Raw genomic sequence first — 15,614 nt, 5'->3', positions numbered from 1 at the left:
GAATCGGTACAAAATAACTCTACAATAAGGTAACAGTTAGTAACCATAAGGTTTCAAAAAAGTTACAAAGGTAGACTGTTTAGTGTCACTTTTTCTATTTTTATAAAGTGCTCATATTTAGTGATCTAATCTCAAAAAGGTTACAAAGGTTACAAAAGTGACACTTTTTTGACTGTTTCTTTTTTTCTGTTCGTTGTTACCTTTTTTTCGTTGTAACTGCTTTACTTATAGATAAAAACTGACATGAATCTGTTGGTTGTTATTTATTGGTCATGTAACTTAGTAATTCAAATAATGCAATCAGCTAGTTGTAGGGGTAGTGGCTTTGCCCTGCCCGCTATATATGCGGGTGGAGTAGAACCCCACCCCTACAGCTAAAGCAGGCTTACAATCTAAGTAACTGGCATAATTCAACTACCCGAATCGCTGTAAGTTACTTAATAGCTTCAACCTCCTCAATCAGACCTTTTGCCTTATCATTTTGCAATGAAACGAAATAGTAAAAGGCTTGATTCAGAGTTCTTAACTTCTTGGCATCATTCTTATAAGTCTCTCTCAAAGAATGCAACTTGTAAATATTTTCGAGAACCGATACATTGTAAGATACACCTGCAAAACCTTGCAATTCGGTCAGGTAACTGTATTTGAATTCCTGAGTAGGTTCTATCATAGTACCTTCGCCAAAATCGTTCCATGTGATGAGTTGCAGATAATCGACCTTTTTATCCTTTGCCATTGCTAACAAGTTTTTGAATGTCGCTCCATTCGCATAATCTATATCCGCCAGTACACTTTCACCCCAGCCACCTTCTTTGTAGAAATCATTAAATCCGGGATATGCTCCACCCATCAATACATCTTTTCCTGCATACTTAGTTTCCATAGGTGTTGCATCTACCCAAATATATTCGCCTTCTGCATTTTTGATATTGCCCTCATTAGCTGTACCTGCCGAGTGTGCATATAAAGTCAGAAAAGTAGGTTTTGTTTTTAATACCGAGAATATCGAACTCCAATCAGCAGGCTTTTTTATTTCCTGAGGTCCAAAGACCATTAACAGAGGCTTATTATTGATTTTGATATAATTCTCTTTACTGAAAAAAGTACTCTCCAGATATTTCATATCGGCTTTGGCTTGAGTTATTTTCTCTGCATCCTGTAACCCCTCTCTAAGAGATTGGTCTTCGTATACAATTGCAAAATTTAACCCTACCTTATCCAGTACTTTTACAATAGCTTCGGTATTGTTTTTTATAGATGCGTAATCGTATAAATTGCGTGTACCGTTCCAATCGATCAAAATACCGTCTACTCCCGAATATTTCATGAGTAAAAGATGATATTCAATAACATTTTCATCTCCCGAAGCATAAGGTCCGATAAGCGGATAATAGTGCGAGGCTATTTCACGTTTGCCGTTAGCATCTGTGTTATCGGGATTTTTATTTGCCATTGTCCAGTGCTGTCCCCATGTACCATTATTGGAAGCTTTGGTTTCGAACCAAGGCATATAATGTACATACAGTTTCATCGGATTGGTCTTGGTTACACTGACAGGACTAAATTCCTCTACCGGATTTTCCTTAATGATAGGTAAATCATCCCTTCCGCAATTGCTGAATATAAATAGCGGGATGAGGCAAAGTGTTATAAATAGTGTTTTTTTCATTTTCTCTATTATATAAGTGAAAGTATAGGCACAGCAATTCACTGTGCCTTTACCTGTATTTAATTATAATCAGGATTTTGTTTCAGATTAGGATTCAAATCCAATACAGTTTGAGGAATCGGATATACGCCTCTGTATCGAGGAGTTGCCCCTTTTTCCCACCAAGGTTGGAAGAATGTTCCGAAACGGATATTGGTTGTACGTCGAAGACCTTCGAAGACAAACTCATGTTTCCATTCAGTATCCAGATTTTCAAGAGTAAGAGTGGTAAGGCTTGGAAGTCCTGCCCGATTACGTATCTCATTTACATAAATAAGCGCATTGGCTGTAAACCCTAATCGGAAGTTTGCTTCGGCTTTCATCATCAATATTTCTGCATAACGTATCAATACCCAATCATTGTCACGTTCCCACTGATCGTCGGCTTGTATCTGATATTTGAAGAGGCGTGCTCCTTCGTTTTGCAGGGCATTGGTATACTTGGTGAATTCTTCGGTATAAATCAAAGGATTGCCGTTGTCCATCATAATAGTAGCTCCCGTTGCAAGGTTCTTTTGTTCACCTATTAGTAATGAACCACGTCTCACATCATTCTCATCAAATGACGAGTATAAGCCCGGTTGAGCGCTGATACCGTTACCACACCAAGGATATGCTCCTGTTGTAGAGAATGCAAACCGTTGATTGTAATGAAAAGTCATTGAAGCCAGATAATTACCTACTGTCCCCACTTTATAATCGTAAGGAATAGCGAAAATAATCTCACGCGATGTTTCGTTCTTTGTTTTGAAACTTGCGAAATAATCCGATTCAAGAATATAGCCGGTCACCTTTTCACTCGCATTGATACAATCCTGCCAGCGTGGAGTACCTGTATATACTTCTGCATTAAGATACAAACGTGCTAAAAGGCTGTTTGCTACATTTTGAGTGAAACCTCCGTAACGGATAGTTGAAGGCAGTTTATCCAAAATATCTTTCAATTCATCTTCTACAAATTTGAATACATCGGCACGTGGCGATTTAGCAGGTAATTCCGATTCTTCGAAGCTGATTACGATAGGCACACTACCAAACTGATCTAATAATTGATAGTAATAATAGGCACGTATTCCTCTAAGCTCGGCTTTTACAATAGCCTTATCATCGTCCGTTAAGTTCGATTTATCTACCTGATAAATAATCGAGTTTACATTGGCTATGCCTTGATAGCAATATTTCCATGCACTAAGTATCATTATGTTATTAGCATTCCAAGTATGATACTGTATCTGTTGATAGCGTCCGCCATCATACCAGTCAGTTCCACGGGTTGGGATAGTGGCCTCATCCGAAGCACATTCTTCCAGAAAGAATACATATTCGCAAGTCGGATAACAGATAGTACCCCCTTTGTCCGAATCGTTGAATCCTCTTAATGTGGCATATGCTCCACCTACAATAGTCTGTATTTCGGCTGCCGTTTTACCATAATCGTCAGTTGTAACTTTGTCGTACAGCTTTTCATCAAGATCGGTACACGATGTAGAGAAAAAGGCTGTCAATACTAATATGGATAATATTTTTGTTTTCATGATTTATCTTTTTCAAAAGTTAGAGGTCTCAGACCTTAAAAAGCGACGTTTAAACCAAAAGAGAAAGTGCGTGGGCGAGGGTAGAAGTTGAAGCGGTCGATACCCGGAGACTCCAGTCCGCTTGTATTCACTTCAGGGTCTACACCACTATAACCTGTTATTGTAAATAAGTTTTCGCCTGTTGCATACACTCTTACTTTGCTTAATCCCCATTTTTTGAAATATTTCACGGTATAGCCCACAGTCAGTGTTTGCAAGCGGAAGAAAGAACCGTCTTCAACCCAATAATCGGAAAATACAGGATCTGATTTAATTCCACTGGTTAAAAATTTATCAGGTACATTCTGAGCAGGCAAACGAGTAGGGTCATACATACTCATGTAAGTAGCATTAAGTACTTTCTGACCGAACATTCCGTATGTGGCAACACTCATATCGAAGTCTTTGTAAGTTGCACTCATTGCAAAACCAAGATTCACTTTAGGTTGAGCACTACCCAGATATTCATCTATAGGTTTTCCGTCTGCATCAGTATTCAAAACATATTTACCCTCTTCATCCAATCCTAAACATCTTGGACCATAGAAAGCACCTGCGGGAAGACCTTCTTTTATTATTTGCGAGTACACTCCCGATAGACCTCTAAGTCCGTGTAGTGATCCTGATTTTAGACCCGACTCTTGGAAGGACTCGTTCGACAGTTTATCAATATTTTGTTTGTTGTAGGATATATTGAAATTAGCATCCCAACTAAAATCTTTGCCTTGCATTATATTACCGTTCAATGATAGCTCAACCCCTTTGTTGGAAAGAGTTCCTACGTTTGCCAACATAGTGCCCACTAAATTAGGTGGCTGAGGCACTGGATATGTCCAAAGAAGATCATTGGTTTGTTTATAATATACTTCAACAGTAGCATTTATTCTTCTGAATAAACCGAAATCGACACCAATATTGTATTGAGTGGTAGATTCCCATTTCAAATCGGGGTTTACATTCTGAACAGGAGCATACGATTTTTTCCATGTTCCGGTTGTTGCATCATAATACGAAGCTCCGTCAGCACCCAGAAGAGACAACGATTTGTATTCGCCGATACCGTCCTGATTACCTGTAACACCGTATCCTAAACGTAACTTAAGATTATCCAACCAGCCTGTTGCTCCTTGCATAAACGCTTCGTCTGAAACCCTCCAAGCCAATGACATGGATGGGAATAGTCCCCATTTGTGATTCTTACCGAAACGTGACGATCCATCGTTACGCAAAGTAGCAGTTGCCATATATCTGCCCATATAGTTATAATTGGCACGCCCGTAGAATGATACTAAGCTCGATTCGCCTTTGTAAGAATATACGTCACCTGCACGGTAATCTCCACCGGCAGCCAGATTGTTGTAAAGAAACGCATCGGTATCAAAACCTCTTCGGGTAGCACCGAATCCTTCGTACATATTATTCAGGTATGAGTATCCTGCCAAGAAGTTCAGATCGTGATTCGTATTAATATGTGTATCGTAAGTTACAAACGTCTCCAACTGCATATTTCTGTAGTCGGCAAGAGTTCTTTCTCCACGACCTTTTTCAGCCTGACCTTCCATCATTGCATAAGTAGGCAGGTAAAATCTGCGTTGAGCCGAATTGTATTCATACGATCCGTTAGCAGTCGCTTTTAATCCTTTCATCAATTCAACCTCGATTTTTCCGTATCCCAAGAAACGGTAACGTGAATCATCTGCAAAACGATTGTTATTCAATTCAACAGGATTTTCGGTATTCGTTCCACCGATAGAAGTATAGTTTCCGTTTTGGTCTTTTACAGGTACGGTCGGATTTAAGTTAGCTGCACGTTCGAAAATACGTGTATCGATAGGATTCCATTTATCGACACTACCTGTCATACCCATTTCGAGTTTAAGGTGTTTGTCGAATCCATATTGATGGGCTGCAAGACTCCCTGCCAATCGTTCGAGACCGCTGTTATCAATTATGCCTTCACTATCCAGATATAACATAGAGGCACTGAATCCGCTGTTTTTATTTACGTTGGTAAAGAACAGGTTATGCGACTGAGAAATAGCTGTGCGTTGCAGTTCTTTTTGCCAGTCGGTATTAGCACCATAGTCTATTGCACTCGTTACATTGTTGTCTCTTACATATCCTCTCCATTGGTTTGCCGACAGAAGATTCATGTTTTTGGCAACAGTTCCTACTGCCACAAAACCGTTGTACTCAATAGTGTGTTTTTCGACTCCGCTTGCTGCACGTGAGGTTGTTACAATAACAACACCATTGGCACCTCGTGAACCGTATATGGCTGCTGCCGAAGCATCTTTCAATACATCTATAGATAGAATTTCCGAAGGTTGAACAGTGTTCATATCAACTCCCGGTATACCATCAATAACAACGAGGGGAGCATTGGCTGCCGAAAGTGATGTTCCACCCCTTAAACGCATAGTAGCTCCTACGGCAGGGTCGCCCGAACCTTGAGACACCGACAATCCGGCAACTTTACCTTGCAAAAGTTGTTCGGCTGAGGTAATTACCCCTTGTCTGAGATCATTTTGACTAACTGAGGCAATGGCTCCCGTTAAGTCCGATTTTCGCATAGTTCCGTACCCGATGCTTACTACTACTGCTTCTTGAAGAGCAACAGCATCTTCGGATAATACGATGGTCATATTCTTTTGAGCAGGTAATTTTTGGTTCATAAACCCGATGTATGATACATCAAGCGTGCTGCCTGCAGGACACGATAACGTAAAGTGTCCGTCCAAGTCGCTCACTGTACCTAGTGAAGTACCTGCTACCTTAATGCTTACACCGGTTAAAGGTTCTTTATTGGTATCGGTAACTGTACCCGTAACCGAAATGTCCTGAGCAAATGCTTGTTGCGACATTATAAAAAGCGCTAGCATAAATAGGAACGGGCTGAGGTGAAGTCTATATTTTTTATAATAAAGTTTCATGGTATTCAGTTTTTATGAGGTCGCAGACCTTTTTGTTATTTTGTAGTAACATAATTAAGCTTAGTAACATATTTATTGTCATGTTTCATGATCGCAACTAACTATTGTTAATAGGCATGTGACCTTAATTGAGATCAGATAATGGTACAAGTGGAATATCTGTTTTAATAATTTCGGCTCCATTTTTGTCTTTTACAAGCAGGTTAATCTTATCGATAGAAAGTTCGGTACTTAACGATTGAAAAAGATTTATGTAAGCTCTCATCTCGTCTTTATTTCCTGTAAATTCGCCTGTAATAGTTTTAGTACCGGCTGTAATTGTGTAAACTAGTCCTTGACTATTCTTTTCGTTGTTTTTTCTGATGAGGGTAAGAATATCGTATTGCGAGAATTTTTGAGGAAAGAACGAAAATATAGGATCAAGCGGAATTGGTACTCCCGGAGCCAGTATTACAAAGTTTTTACCACCTTCGTTTGTTCCTACTTTAGCCCAATCTCTCGTTGGAAATAAGAATTCGATATTTTCCATTACAAAATCTTCGCCTACCCCATAGTATTCACGTGGAATAAAGTCAATCTTATAGATATTGTTACCGATAGGGGTAAGTTTAGTCTTTTTTACAAGATCAGGGTTTCCCATATTTGCTTCAACGATTGCGCCTGCTGCAAAGTTATTGAGACCACTGTGAAAGAATATTTCTTCACCTGCCAGTCCGCTTTGTGTTCCGCCAACCCATAATTTTTCAGCATTAACAAGTATCGAAAGCGGTTCATCCAGATAAAATCTTTGAGGGAATATTTGTACAGCTTCGCCCGATTCTTTGAATGTTTTTATGTCACCTACCGACCAAGGAGCTTGAACAACATCACTCTGTTTTTCGTTTCCTTTGCCTTTCAAGCGCATCCAGAAGCCCGAGGATGCTTCGATATCGGCTACTGTTTTACTGAAGTATTTGGTAGGTGTAAGTGCTTTTTTCCAAACCATACCGCTTACATATTCGAGTTTGGCAAAATCTGATGAGTTGTCAAAATTTCCTGCATCGGGTTCAGAGGGAGACCATGCCCAAAGAAATAGGTCTTGTTTTTCGGAGAATCCGGTTCCTGTCATATCAAAATACCAGGTTACTTCCTGATCTAAGGCATATACTACAGGATATGTCCATACTCTTGCAGGAGCTCCCACGTCTTCTGTTGCAAAGCTGTTTCGGGGAATAAGTATAGCTACAAAAGTCAATAATGCTATTGTTATGTATTTCATGGTTTTCATGTTTGATTAATGAATTAATTGAAAGTCTTTAATGATATATTCCTAAATCATAACAAGCTATAGTTGTTATACTTGCCAAAGCAATAAAAAGATCTGTGACCTTATTATTGTTGAGCAGGTGATAATTGATATACATAAGAGACAAATGTTACTCCCTTAGCTTTGCGCGAAAACTTAAGTTCGAGAACTTTATTGGTACTGGGCATTGCTGTTACGCTTAGCTGTGCAACCTGCGTTGTTTTGGCAGCATCCGAATATAGGTTTATGATACTTGCCGACCCATCGGTATTTTGAAACGGGTATTCCAAAGCCCAATATCCTTCAGTGGGGAAAAATTTGGGTGCAGTTCCTCCGATCAGATAATTTGTGGGTTCGTTATTGGTATCAACATTCAGATTGATTGTGAAAGTCGAAAACCCGAACTGATCTGTTAAAGTCATCTCGGTAGGAGTCTGAGCATTGGCTTTGGCTACTTCATCTATTTGTTTGAGGGAGGTTACAGCCCAATTACCGTTGATCTTTTCATAAATTGTAATAGGAGCTACAAATGAGCCGTCGTCCGTATCGTTGCACGACACAAAGGGAAGTACGGCAACCATTAACAGAAAGACATACAAATACTTTAATGTTCTCATGGAGTTAAAGATTTTATTAATAGATTTTAAGAATATTGTTAACAAGGTACATTCTCTTGAATGAGAGATACGTCCTGATACAAATGTAATTTCTATTACAACAAAGTGTCTGTAACTAATGGAATATATAAGTGTTTTTGTATAGGCGTGATGTTTTAGTTTCTGGTTGTTATGTAGTTATGATTTTGTGTTGTACGTGAAAATATAACCGAAATATCATATAAAAACAGCCTTGTTTCAGCTTTTTTTATTGTATTCGGACTCTTGTAAATGTTAAAATGGAAGTTTGAGATTAGATCTTAGTTTGTTTGAACGGTTTTTATCTCCATTATTTTTTGCTCAAAAAGCTCATTGGCTATAATGGATTTATTTTTCACTTTGGTCTTATAAGTATTAATTGTATTTACCGAGTAATTGAGAAACTTGGCAATACGTTCGCTATCGTGTATACCCAAACGGATAAGTGCAAAAATACGTATCTCAGGGGTCAATCCTTTAGATATATCCATATCGAGTATATCGTCAGCTAAAAAGAGTTTCTTGTATTCCTCCACAAAGTCAGGGAACAGTTTAAGGAAAGTTTGATCGAACGATGAATACATATTCTCACGTTCTTTTCGAAGGTCAGATTCTTTTAGAAAAGAGCGTATGTCTTCGTACTGACGGGCAACTATCTTACGGTTTACAATCTTGTATATGTGTTCTATACGATCAATATATTCTGAATCACCGTAGATAGATTGAGTAATATATTCATCTTTTATTTTGTTAGCCTCCATCAGTTTAGAGTTGGTAGATAGAAGCTTTTTGTTTTGTTCCTGTATCGTATGACGTGCCAGGCGTAGTTTTTTTACCTGCTTGTATATAATGATGGTAGTACCTAACAGTAATAAAAACAGGAGTGATATAATGAGGACAGACCCTATCAGTATATTTCGTTGTTTCTCCACCATTTCGAACCGTTCCTTTTCAATGATAGGAAGTATGGAACTGATTGATATTTTTCGGTGGCGTGCATTATACAGGTTGGCGTCTTCCATTGCCAGACGGATGTATTTATTGGCTTTATGCACATCTCCCGTTTCATATAGCAGGTTGGCAAGGTTGCGGAGAGCAACGGTTTCTTTGGTTGCAGATTTGATATCTCCTATGGAAGCCTCTATCATATAATGTATTGCCTTTTGCTTATCTCCCAATTCCTCGTATATAAAACCTAAGCTGGATGCTGCAATGGCGTAGGTATGATCGTCTACCCCCTTAGATGACTGAGCTAATGGGAGAAACATATCTATTGCTCCATTAAAGTCACGGAGCTGCATTAATTTCAAACCTTTTATAGACCATAATTCGGGTGAATTCTGAGGAGTATATACAATTGCCGAATCGCAGTATCTGTTGCCCTCGGATATATATTGGCTTTTGAAGGGTTCGACATTATTATAATCCGCCATATCAAAATAAAGTCTGGCAAGGAGCGTATAATAGTTTTTCTTTACATCCTCACATGCATTATTTATATCTACCGAATTCATGATGTCAGATGCTTCTTTAAAAAGCCCCGACGAGAGATAGCAAAAAGCAATATGCTCTTTTGCATCGATAATTTTGCAGGAGTCTTTCAGAAGGTAGGCAATATCGAGGCACTTATGAGCATATACATAGGCGGAGTCATATTTATATGATTTGTATTCATTAAAAAGAGAATTGTAATACTCCAGTTTTTCGGTATTATCCGATAGCTTTGATAATTCTTTTTTTAGAGAATTTATCCGGTCTTCTTTTTGCTGTATGTATAAGTCTCTTTTCTCTATAAGTTTATCCAACTCATCAGTTGATGAACCATCTTGGGATGATGCATACAATAAGGTGTATGACAATATAAAGCAAAAGACAAGAGCCAGCTTCTTCATGTTGATTGATCTAGGTATTAATGATTACGCATCATTAGCATAACACAAATATAATATTTTTTAATAAGATTGATCAGTCGTTTATGAGAACTCTGTATGCTTATAAAACACAATAATAACCTTTTTCTGATCAATTGGTGGTTGAGTTTTTTGTGAGGATACGTATGCCAACTTAGAGTAAACAATGCTTTGTCGTAAAGCCGATTGAAGCTTTCTGTACATTTGCGAGTACGATTTTAAGACATCTTTGTTTGTTTTCGAGACATTGTCTCTGTAAGGTTCTATCATCGTTAAAAAACAGACCATATAATATATAAATATATTGTAGATTTGAATTTTGATGTTTGTCTTATCCCTTACAATCCGACAATCCGATCATTAAAAACGTTGAGTTACCGATAACCTTAAAAACACAATAGATGAAGAATTTACTATTTTCAAAAAAAACATGCTTGATTTTATTCTCGTTATTGGTTTATAACTTTTTGGGGACAATAAGTTTATTTGCACAAAATATAGAAGTGAAATCACCTAATGGCGAAATTAAACTTACAGTAAGTATTAAAGATAAAATTTATTATTCGGTCGATTATAATACCGAAGTGCTGCTTAATGATTGTTACCTGCAATTAGTCTTGGATAATGAGGTTCTGGGAAATGATCCGAAATTAACAGGAGAAAAGCGGAGTGTGATTAATGAAAATATTAATCCTGTAGTACCCCTCAAGTATTCGACAGTAAATAATCATTGCAATGTACTGCTGCTCAATTTTAAAGGAGACTATTCGGTCGAATTCAGAGCCTTTAATGATGGAGTTGCATATCGTTTTATTACTAACCGCAAGAAAGAATCGATTGTAAAAGGAGAAGATTTTGTAATCAATTTTCCTTCCGAGTATTTAGCTCATTTGCAACAACAAGGTGGCTTTAAAACGGCTTACGAGGAAAAATATACACATGTTCCAACAACCCAATTTGTTTCAGAAGAAAAGAATCTGGCGGTTTTGCCCGTTCTGCTGGATACAAAAAAACAATATAAAATACTGATTTCAGAATCAGATTTGAGCGACTATCCCTGTATGTTTCTTAAAGGAACAGGTAGTAATGGTATGCAGTCAACCTTTCCTAAAGCACCTCTTGAGTTTGGCGAAGATGGAGATCGCAGTTTAAAGATCGTTAAGGAGGCGGACTATATTGCTAAAACATCAGGCAAACGCACTTACCCTTGGAGGTACTTTGTAATCACCAAAGATGATAAGCAATTGTTGGAAAATACAATGACTCTAAAGCTTTCACCTAAAAATCAATTGCAAAATACAGCATGGATCAAACCCGGACAGGCCAGTTGGGAATGGTGGAACGATGCTTCCCCTTACGGACCCGATGTGAATTTTGTTGCCGGCTATAATCTGGACACCTATAAATACTATATTGATTTTGCTTCCAAATACGACATACCTTATATTATAATGGACGAAGGTTGGGCAATGAGTACACGAGATCCTTACACTCCTAATCCGAAGGTAGATGTACACGAGATTATTCGTTACGGAAAAGAAAAGAATGTAGGTGTTATCCTTTGGTTGACATGGTTAGTTGTCGAAAATAACTTCGACGTGTTTAAAACGGTCAAAGATTGGGGCGTAAAAGGTCTGAAGATTGACTTTATGGACAGAAGCGATCAATGGATGGTTAATTATTACGAGCGTGTAGCGAAAGAAGCTGCTAAAAACGAACTGCTTGTCGATTTTCACGGATCGTTCAAACCCGCCGGATTAGAATATGCCTATCCTAATGTGATATCTTATGAAGGAGTACGGGGTATGGAACAAATGGGCGGATGTTATCCGGACAACAGTATTTATCTCCCTTTTATGCGTAATGCAGTTGGTCCTATGGATTATACACCCGGAGCAATGATCAGTATGCAACCCGAAGCATATAGTGCCGAGCGTCCTAATGCAGCAAGTATAGGCACACGTGCCTATCAGATGGCATTGTTTGTAGTTTTCGAAAGCGGATTGCAAATGCTGGCAGATAATCCGACTCTTTATTATCGGAATGAAGACTGTACGCGTTTTATAACGCAAGTACCCACCACATGGGATGAAACAAAAGTACTTGAAGCCAAGGTTGGTGAATACGTTATTGTAGCCAAACGCAAAGGCGATAAATGGTTCATCGGTGGTATAACCAATAATAACGAGAAAGAAAGATCGTTTGAAGTGAGTCTTGATTTTTTGAATCCCGGCAAGTCGTACCAAATGACATCTTTTGAAGACGGTATTAATGCAGGTCGTCAGGCAATGGACTATAGAAAGAACGAGTATACGATAACAAAAGACGAAAAGATAAAACTAAAAATGGTTAGAAATGGTGGCTGGGCTGCCGTTATCGAATAATAATCTAAGAATACATTTCCTATTGTTGTATGGAAATGTGACAAAATAGTACAAAACAAGCCCCTTTAATTGTATTGTTTTATACTTTGTGCATATAATTGTAACTTTATTGAACCAATGCAATTGGCGGTATAGAGTTGAGAATGTCTTGATTCCTTTATGTGAAAAATTCATATAGAGTTAAATTAAATTTTATTTGAACAATAAACCTTTTTATCTTCGTATCGAGGTTCTGAGATCAGTTGCTGTTATTGTAGTCTGAAACAAGAATGTCGTTAATCGATGTAGAAAAGTACAAGATGAAGTTTCTAAAACGATGAAGTTTCCTTTGTCTTGGATGAAAAGCAGTAAAGAACCTTTAAATAATAATAATCATGTTAAAGCAAACAATTAAGTGTTTACTCCTCAGTTCTTTGGTATTTGCGTCGGTGTCGTGTAAAAAAGAAGCAGCAAAGCCGGCTAACCTAAACTTAGAAAGAGCACAGGTTACCCTTGATTCATTATATGCCCATTATTTGGCAGATAGTACTAATCTTCTTAGAGAAACATATCCATTTAACGACAAATATTCGGCAACATATCTGGCATCCGAAGAACAGGCAAATATACCGAATGCTTACTCGTATCTCTGGCCTTTCTCAGGAACATTTTCGGCTGTAAATGTATTGTTGGAAACATCGAAGGATAAAAAATATAAAGATCTGCTGGACTCAAAAGTCTTGCCCGCTCTCGAAAAGTATTTCGATACAACAAGAACACCCTATGCTTATTCTTCCTATATAAGCGATGCACCTCAGTCCGATCGTTTTTATGACGACAATGTTTGGTTGGGTATTGATTTTACTGACGTATACATGTTGACCAAAGAAGAGGCTTATTTAAATAAGGCAAAACTTATCTGGGACTTTGTTATAAGTGGCTGTGATGATAAACTGGGTGGTGGAATCTATTGGTGCGAACAGAAAAAAGAATCGAAGAATACCTGTTCAAATGCACCCGGAGCAGTTTTTGCTCTTAAGCTGTTTAAAGCAACGAATGACAGTACCTACTTCTCACATGGAAAGAACTTATATAAATGGACAAAAGAAAATTTGCAGGATTCTACCGATTATCTGTATTTTGATAATATTGCACTAAACGGTAATATCGGTAAAGCTAAATATGCTTACAACAGCGGGCAAATGATTCAAGCGGCAGCGTTGTTGTACAATCTGACCAATGATAAACAATATTTGACTGATGCTCAGAATACAGCACAATCGGCTTATAATTATTTCTTTGAAGATTTTAAAGACGAAAAAGGGGAGCAGTTTAAACTACTGAAAAAAGGCGATGTATGGTTTTCGGCAGTAATGCTCAGAGGTTTTATCGAATTGTATGAGATAGATAAAAATCCTTTGTATCTTGATGCTTTCAAAAAGAGCCTCGATTATTCATGGGCACATGCTCGTGATGATAAAGGATTGTTCGATAAAGATTTAAGCGGAAAAACCAAAGACGAGTCGAAATGGTTGCTTACTCAAGCCGCAATGGTTGAGATGTATGCACGTCTGGCTGCAATAAACTAACTCACGAAAACAAAAGTTGGTTATATCTGAGAAATGAACGAAATAACTTGAATACTATAATATAAATAAACACAACATGGTTGTAAAGAAAAATCTAACGAAAAAAGTATTAGGATTATGTGTATTGTCTGCCATATCGGTAGGTACGATACATGCTTCCGATTATGTATTAAAGCCCGAAACGGCAATTGTGAGTGATAATACCCAAGTGTATGTAACTAACCGTCCTAACCCATCGGATCGGTTATTTGAATCATCGGCCGTTGAAAACGAAATTATTCGAATAAATAAGCTTTTGAAAAACAGACGTTTGGCGTGGATGTTCGAAAACTGTTTTCCCAATACATTAGATACTACCGTTCATTACAGAGTACAGGATGGCAAGGACGATACTTTTGTATACACAGGAGATATTCATGCTATGTGGCTTCGCGATTCGGGGGCTCAGGTATTCCCTTACGTACAGTTAGCTAACAAAGATCCTAAACTGAAAAAAATGTTGGCAGGTGTAATTCACCGTCAAACAAAAAGTATACTGATCGATCCTTATGCAAATGCCTTTAACGATGGAGCGGTTGCTGATGGACATTGGATGAGTGATATGACGGATATGAAACCCGAACTTCACGAACGTAAATGGGAAATCGACTCGCTTTGTTATCCTATCCGTTTAGCTTATTACTATTGGAAAGTAACAGGCGACACAAGTGTATTTGATGCGGATTGGGTAAAAGCGATAGAACTTGTGTTGCAAACATTTAAAGAGCAACAACGAAAAGATGGTGTTGGTCCTTATAAATTTATGAGGGTAACAGAACGCCAATTAGATACGATGTCGAATGATGGATTGGGCAACCCTGTAAAACCGGTGGGTCTGATAGCTTCGGCTTTCCGTCCGTCGGATGATGCTACAACATTCCAATTCTTGGTGCCTTCTAATTTCTTTGCAGTAACATCGTTGCGTGAAGCTGCTGAAATACTTCAGACAGTAAAGAAAAACACCACGTTAGCCAACGAGTGTACAGCTTTGGCGAATGAAGTAGAAACGGCATTACAAAAATATGCAATCTACAATCATCCAACCTATGGAAAAATCTATGCATTTGAAGTAGACGGCTTTGGTAACCAATTGTTGATGGATGATGCCAATGTGCCCAGCTTATTGGCTTTGGCATATCTGGATGCAGATAAAATAAATGACCCCATTTATCAGAATACAAGAAAGTTTGTATGGAGTGAAGATAATCCTTATTTCTTCAAAGGTACAGCAGGAGAAGGTATTGGCGGACCTCATATCGGTTATGATATGATATGGCCTATGAGTATAATGATGAAAGCATTTACCAGTCAGGATGATGCCGAAATTAAAGCATGCATACAAATGCTTATGGCTACAGATGCAGGAACCGGCTTTATGCACGAATCGTTTCATAAAGATGATCCTACTAACTTTACAAGAGCTTGGTTTGCATGGCAAAATACATTGTTCGGAGAACTTATCCTTAAACTCGTAAATGAGGGTAAGGTAGATATGTTGAACAGCTTGTAAATAATCCGCTGTAAATATAAAGAAGCATCCTCTCAATATTGAGAGGATGCTTCTTTATTAGTATTCGT

The 15,614-nt window shown here is 38.1% G+C and carries 9 protein-coding genes; 3 read left to right on the top strand and 6 right to left on the bottom strand.

The annotated features are described in order from the left end of the window. Positions 1-433: 433 nt before the first annotated feature. From G7051_RS06215 to G7051_RS06190, 6 genes are all read right to left on the bottom strand, one after another. On the bottom strand, positions 434-1,669 hold the full coding sequence (locus G7051_RS06215; RefSeq protein ID WP_166199069.1) for a glycoside hydrolase family 71/99-like protein: 1,236 nt from the start codon (positions 1,667-1,669) through the stop codon (positions 434-436). Between the two features lie 59 nt (positions 1,670-1,728). Continuing rightward, positions 1,729-3,243 carry a RagB/SusD family nutrient uptake outer membrane protein gene (locus tag G7051_RS06210; RefSeq protein ID WP_166199068.1) on the bottom strand — a complete coding sequence of 505 codons (1,515 nt, stop codon included), beginning with the start codon at positions 3,241-3,243 and terminating at the stop codon, positions 1,729-1,731. Positions 3,244-3,278: 35 nt separating this feature from the next. Then, positions 3,279-6,215, bottom strand: coding sequence for a TonB-dependent receptor (locus G7051_RS06205; protein ID WP_166199067.1), 2,937 nt, complete (start codon positions 6,213-6,215; stop codon positions 3,279-3,281). Between the two features lie 124 nt (positions 6,216-6,339). Next, complete coding sequence (locus G7051_RS06200) at positions 6,340-7,473, bottom strand: hypothetical protein (RefSeq protein WP_166199066.1); 1,134 nt, start codon at positions 7,471-7,473, stop codon at positions 6,340-6,342. Positions 7,474-7,586: 113 nt separating this feature from the next. Then, complete coding sequence (locus G7051_RS06195) at positions 7,587-8,117, bottom strand: DUF5004 domain-containing protein (RefSeq protein WP_166199065.1); 531 nt, start codon at positions 8,115-8,117, stop codon at positions 7,587-7,589. A 299-nt stretch (positions 8,118-8,416) separates the two neighbouring features. Further along, the gene (locus G7051_RS06190) at positions 8,417-10,027 is read right to left on the bottom strand and encodes a DUF6377 domain-containing protein (protein WP_166199064.1); all 1,611 of its coding nucleotides are present in this window, start codon (positions 10,025-10,027) and stop codon (positions 8,417-8,419) included. A 419-nt stretch (positions 10,028-10,446) separates the two neighbouring features. Between G7051_RS06190 and G7051_RS06185 the strand changes: the two genes are divergently transcribed. From G7051_RS06185 to G7051_RS06175, 3 genes are all read left to right on the top strand, one after another. Beyond that, positions 10,447-12,429 (top strand): glycoside hydrolase family 97 protein, encoded by a 1,983-nt coding sequence (locus tag G7051_RS06185; RefSeq protein WP_166199063.1) that lies wholly within the window; start codon positions 10,447-10,449, stop codon positions 12,427-12,429. A gap of 374 nt (positions 12,430-12,803) precedes the next feature. Continuing rightward, on the top strand, positions 12,804-13,997 hold the full coding sequence (locus G7051_RS06180; RefSeq protein WP_166199062.1) for a glycoside hydrolase family 76 protein: 1,194 nt from the start codon (positions 12,804-12,806) through the stop codon (positions 13,995-13,997). Positions 13,998-14,073: 76 nt separating this feature from the next. Further along, positions 14,074-15,546, top strand: coding sequence for a glycoside hydrolase family 125 protein (locus G7051_RS06175; protein ID WP_166199061.1), 1,473 nt, complete (start codon positions 14,074-14,076; stop codon positions 15,544-15,546). The last annotated feature ends 68 nt before the right edge of the window (positions 15,547-15,614 follow it).

This window comes from Dysgonomonas sp. HDW5B, assembly GCF_011299335.1.
In the GTDB taxonomy this organism is placed as follows: domain Bacteria; phylum Bacteroidota; class Bacteroidia; order Bacteroidales; family Dysgonomonadaceae; genus Dysgonomonas_A.
Note: the sequence above shows the minus strand (reverse complement) of the source record. Positions and strands in the feature narration are given on the sequence as shown.

Bases quoted from the DNA above. Each gene is read 5' to 3' on its own strand.
- G7051_RS06215 (WP_166199069.1), bottom strand. From the start codon at position 1,669: ATGAAAAAAACACTATTTATAACACTTTGCCTCATCCCGCTATTTATA.
- G7051_RS06210 (WP_166199068.1), bottom strand. From the start codon at position 3,243: ATGAAAACAAAAATATTATCCATATTAGTATTGACAGCCTTTTTCTCT.
- G7051_RS06205 (WP_166199067.1), bottom strand. From the start codon at position 6,215: ATGAAACTTTATTATAAAAAATATAGACTTCACCTCAGCCCGTTCCTA.
- G7051_RS06200 (WP_166199066.1), bottom strand. From the start codon at position 7,473: ATGAAATACATAACAATAGCATTATTGACTTTTGTAGCTATACTTATT.
- G7051_RS06195 (WP_166199065.1), bottom strand. From the start codon at position 8,117: ATGAGAACATTAAAGTATTTGTATGTCTTTCTGTTAATGGTTGCCGTA.
- G7051_RS06190 (WP_166199064.1), bottom strand. From the start codon at position 10,027: ATGAAGAAGCTGGCTCTTGTCTTTTGCTTTATATTGTCATACACCTTA.
- G7051_RS06185 (WP_166199063.1), top strand. From the start codon at position 10,447: ATGAAGAATTTACTATTTTCAAAAAAAACATGCTTGATTTTATTCTCG.
- G7051_RS06180 (WP_166199062.1), top strand. From the start codon at position 12,804: ATGTTAAAGCAAACAATTAAGTGTTTACTCCTCAGTTCTTTGGTATTT.
- G7051_RS06175 (WP_166199061.1), top strand. From the start codon at position 14,074: ATGGTTGTAAAGAAAAATCTAACGAAAAAAGTATTAGGATTATGTGTA.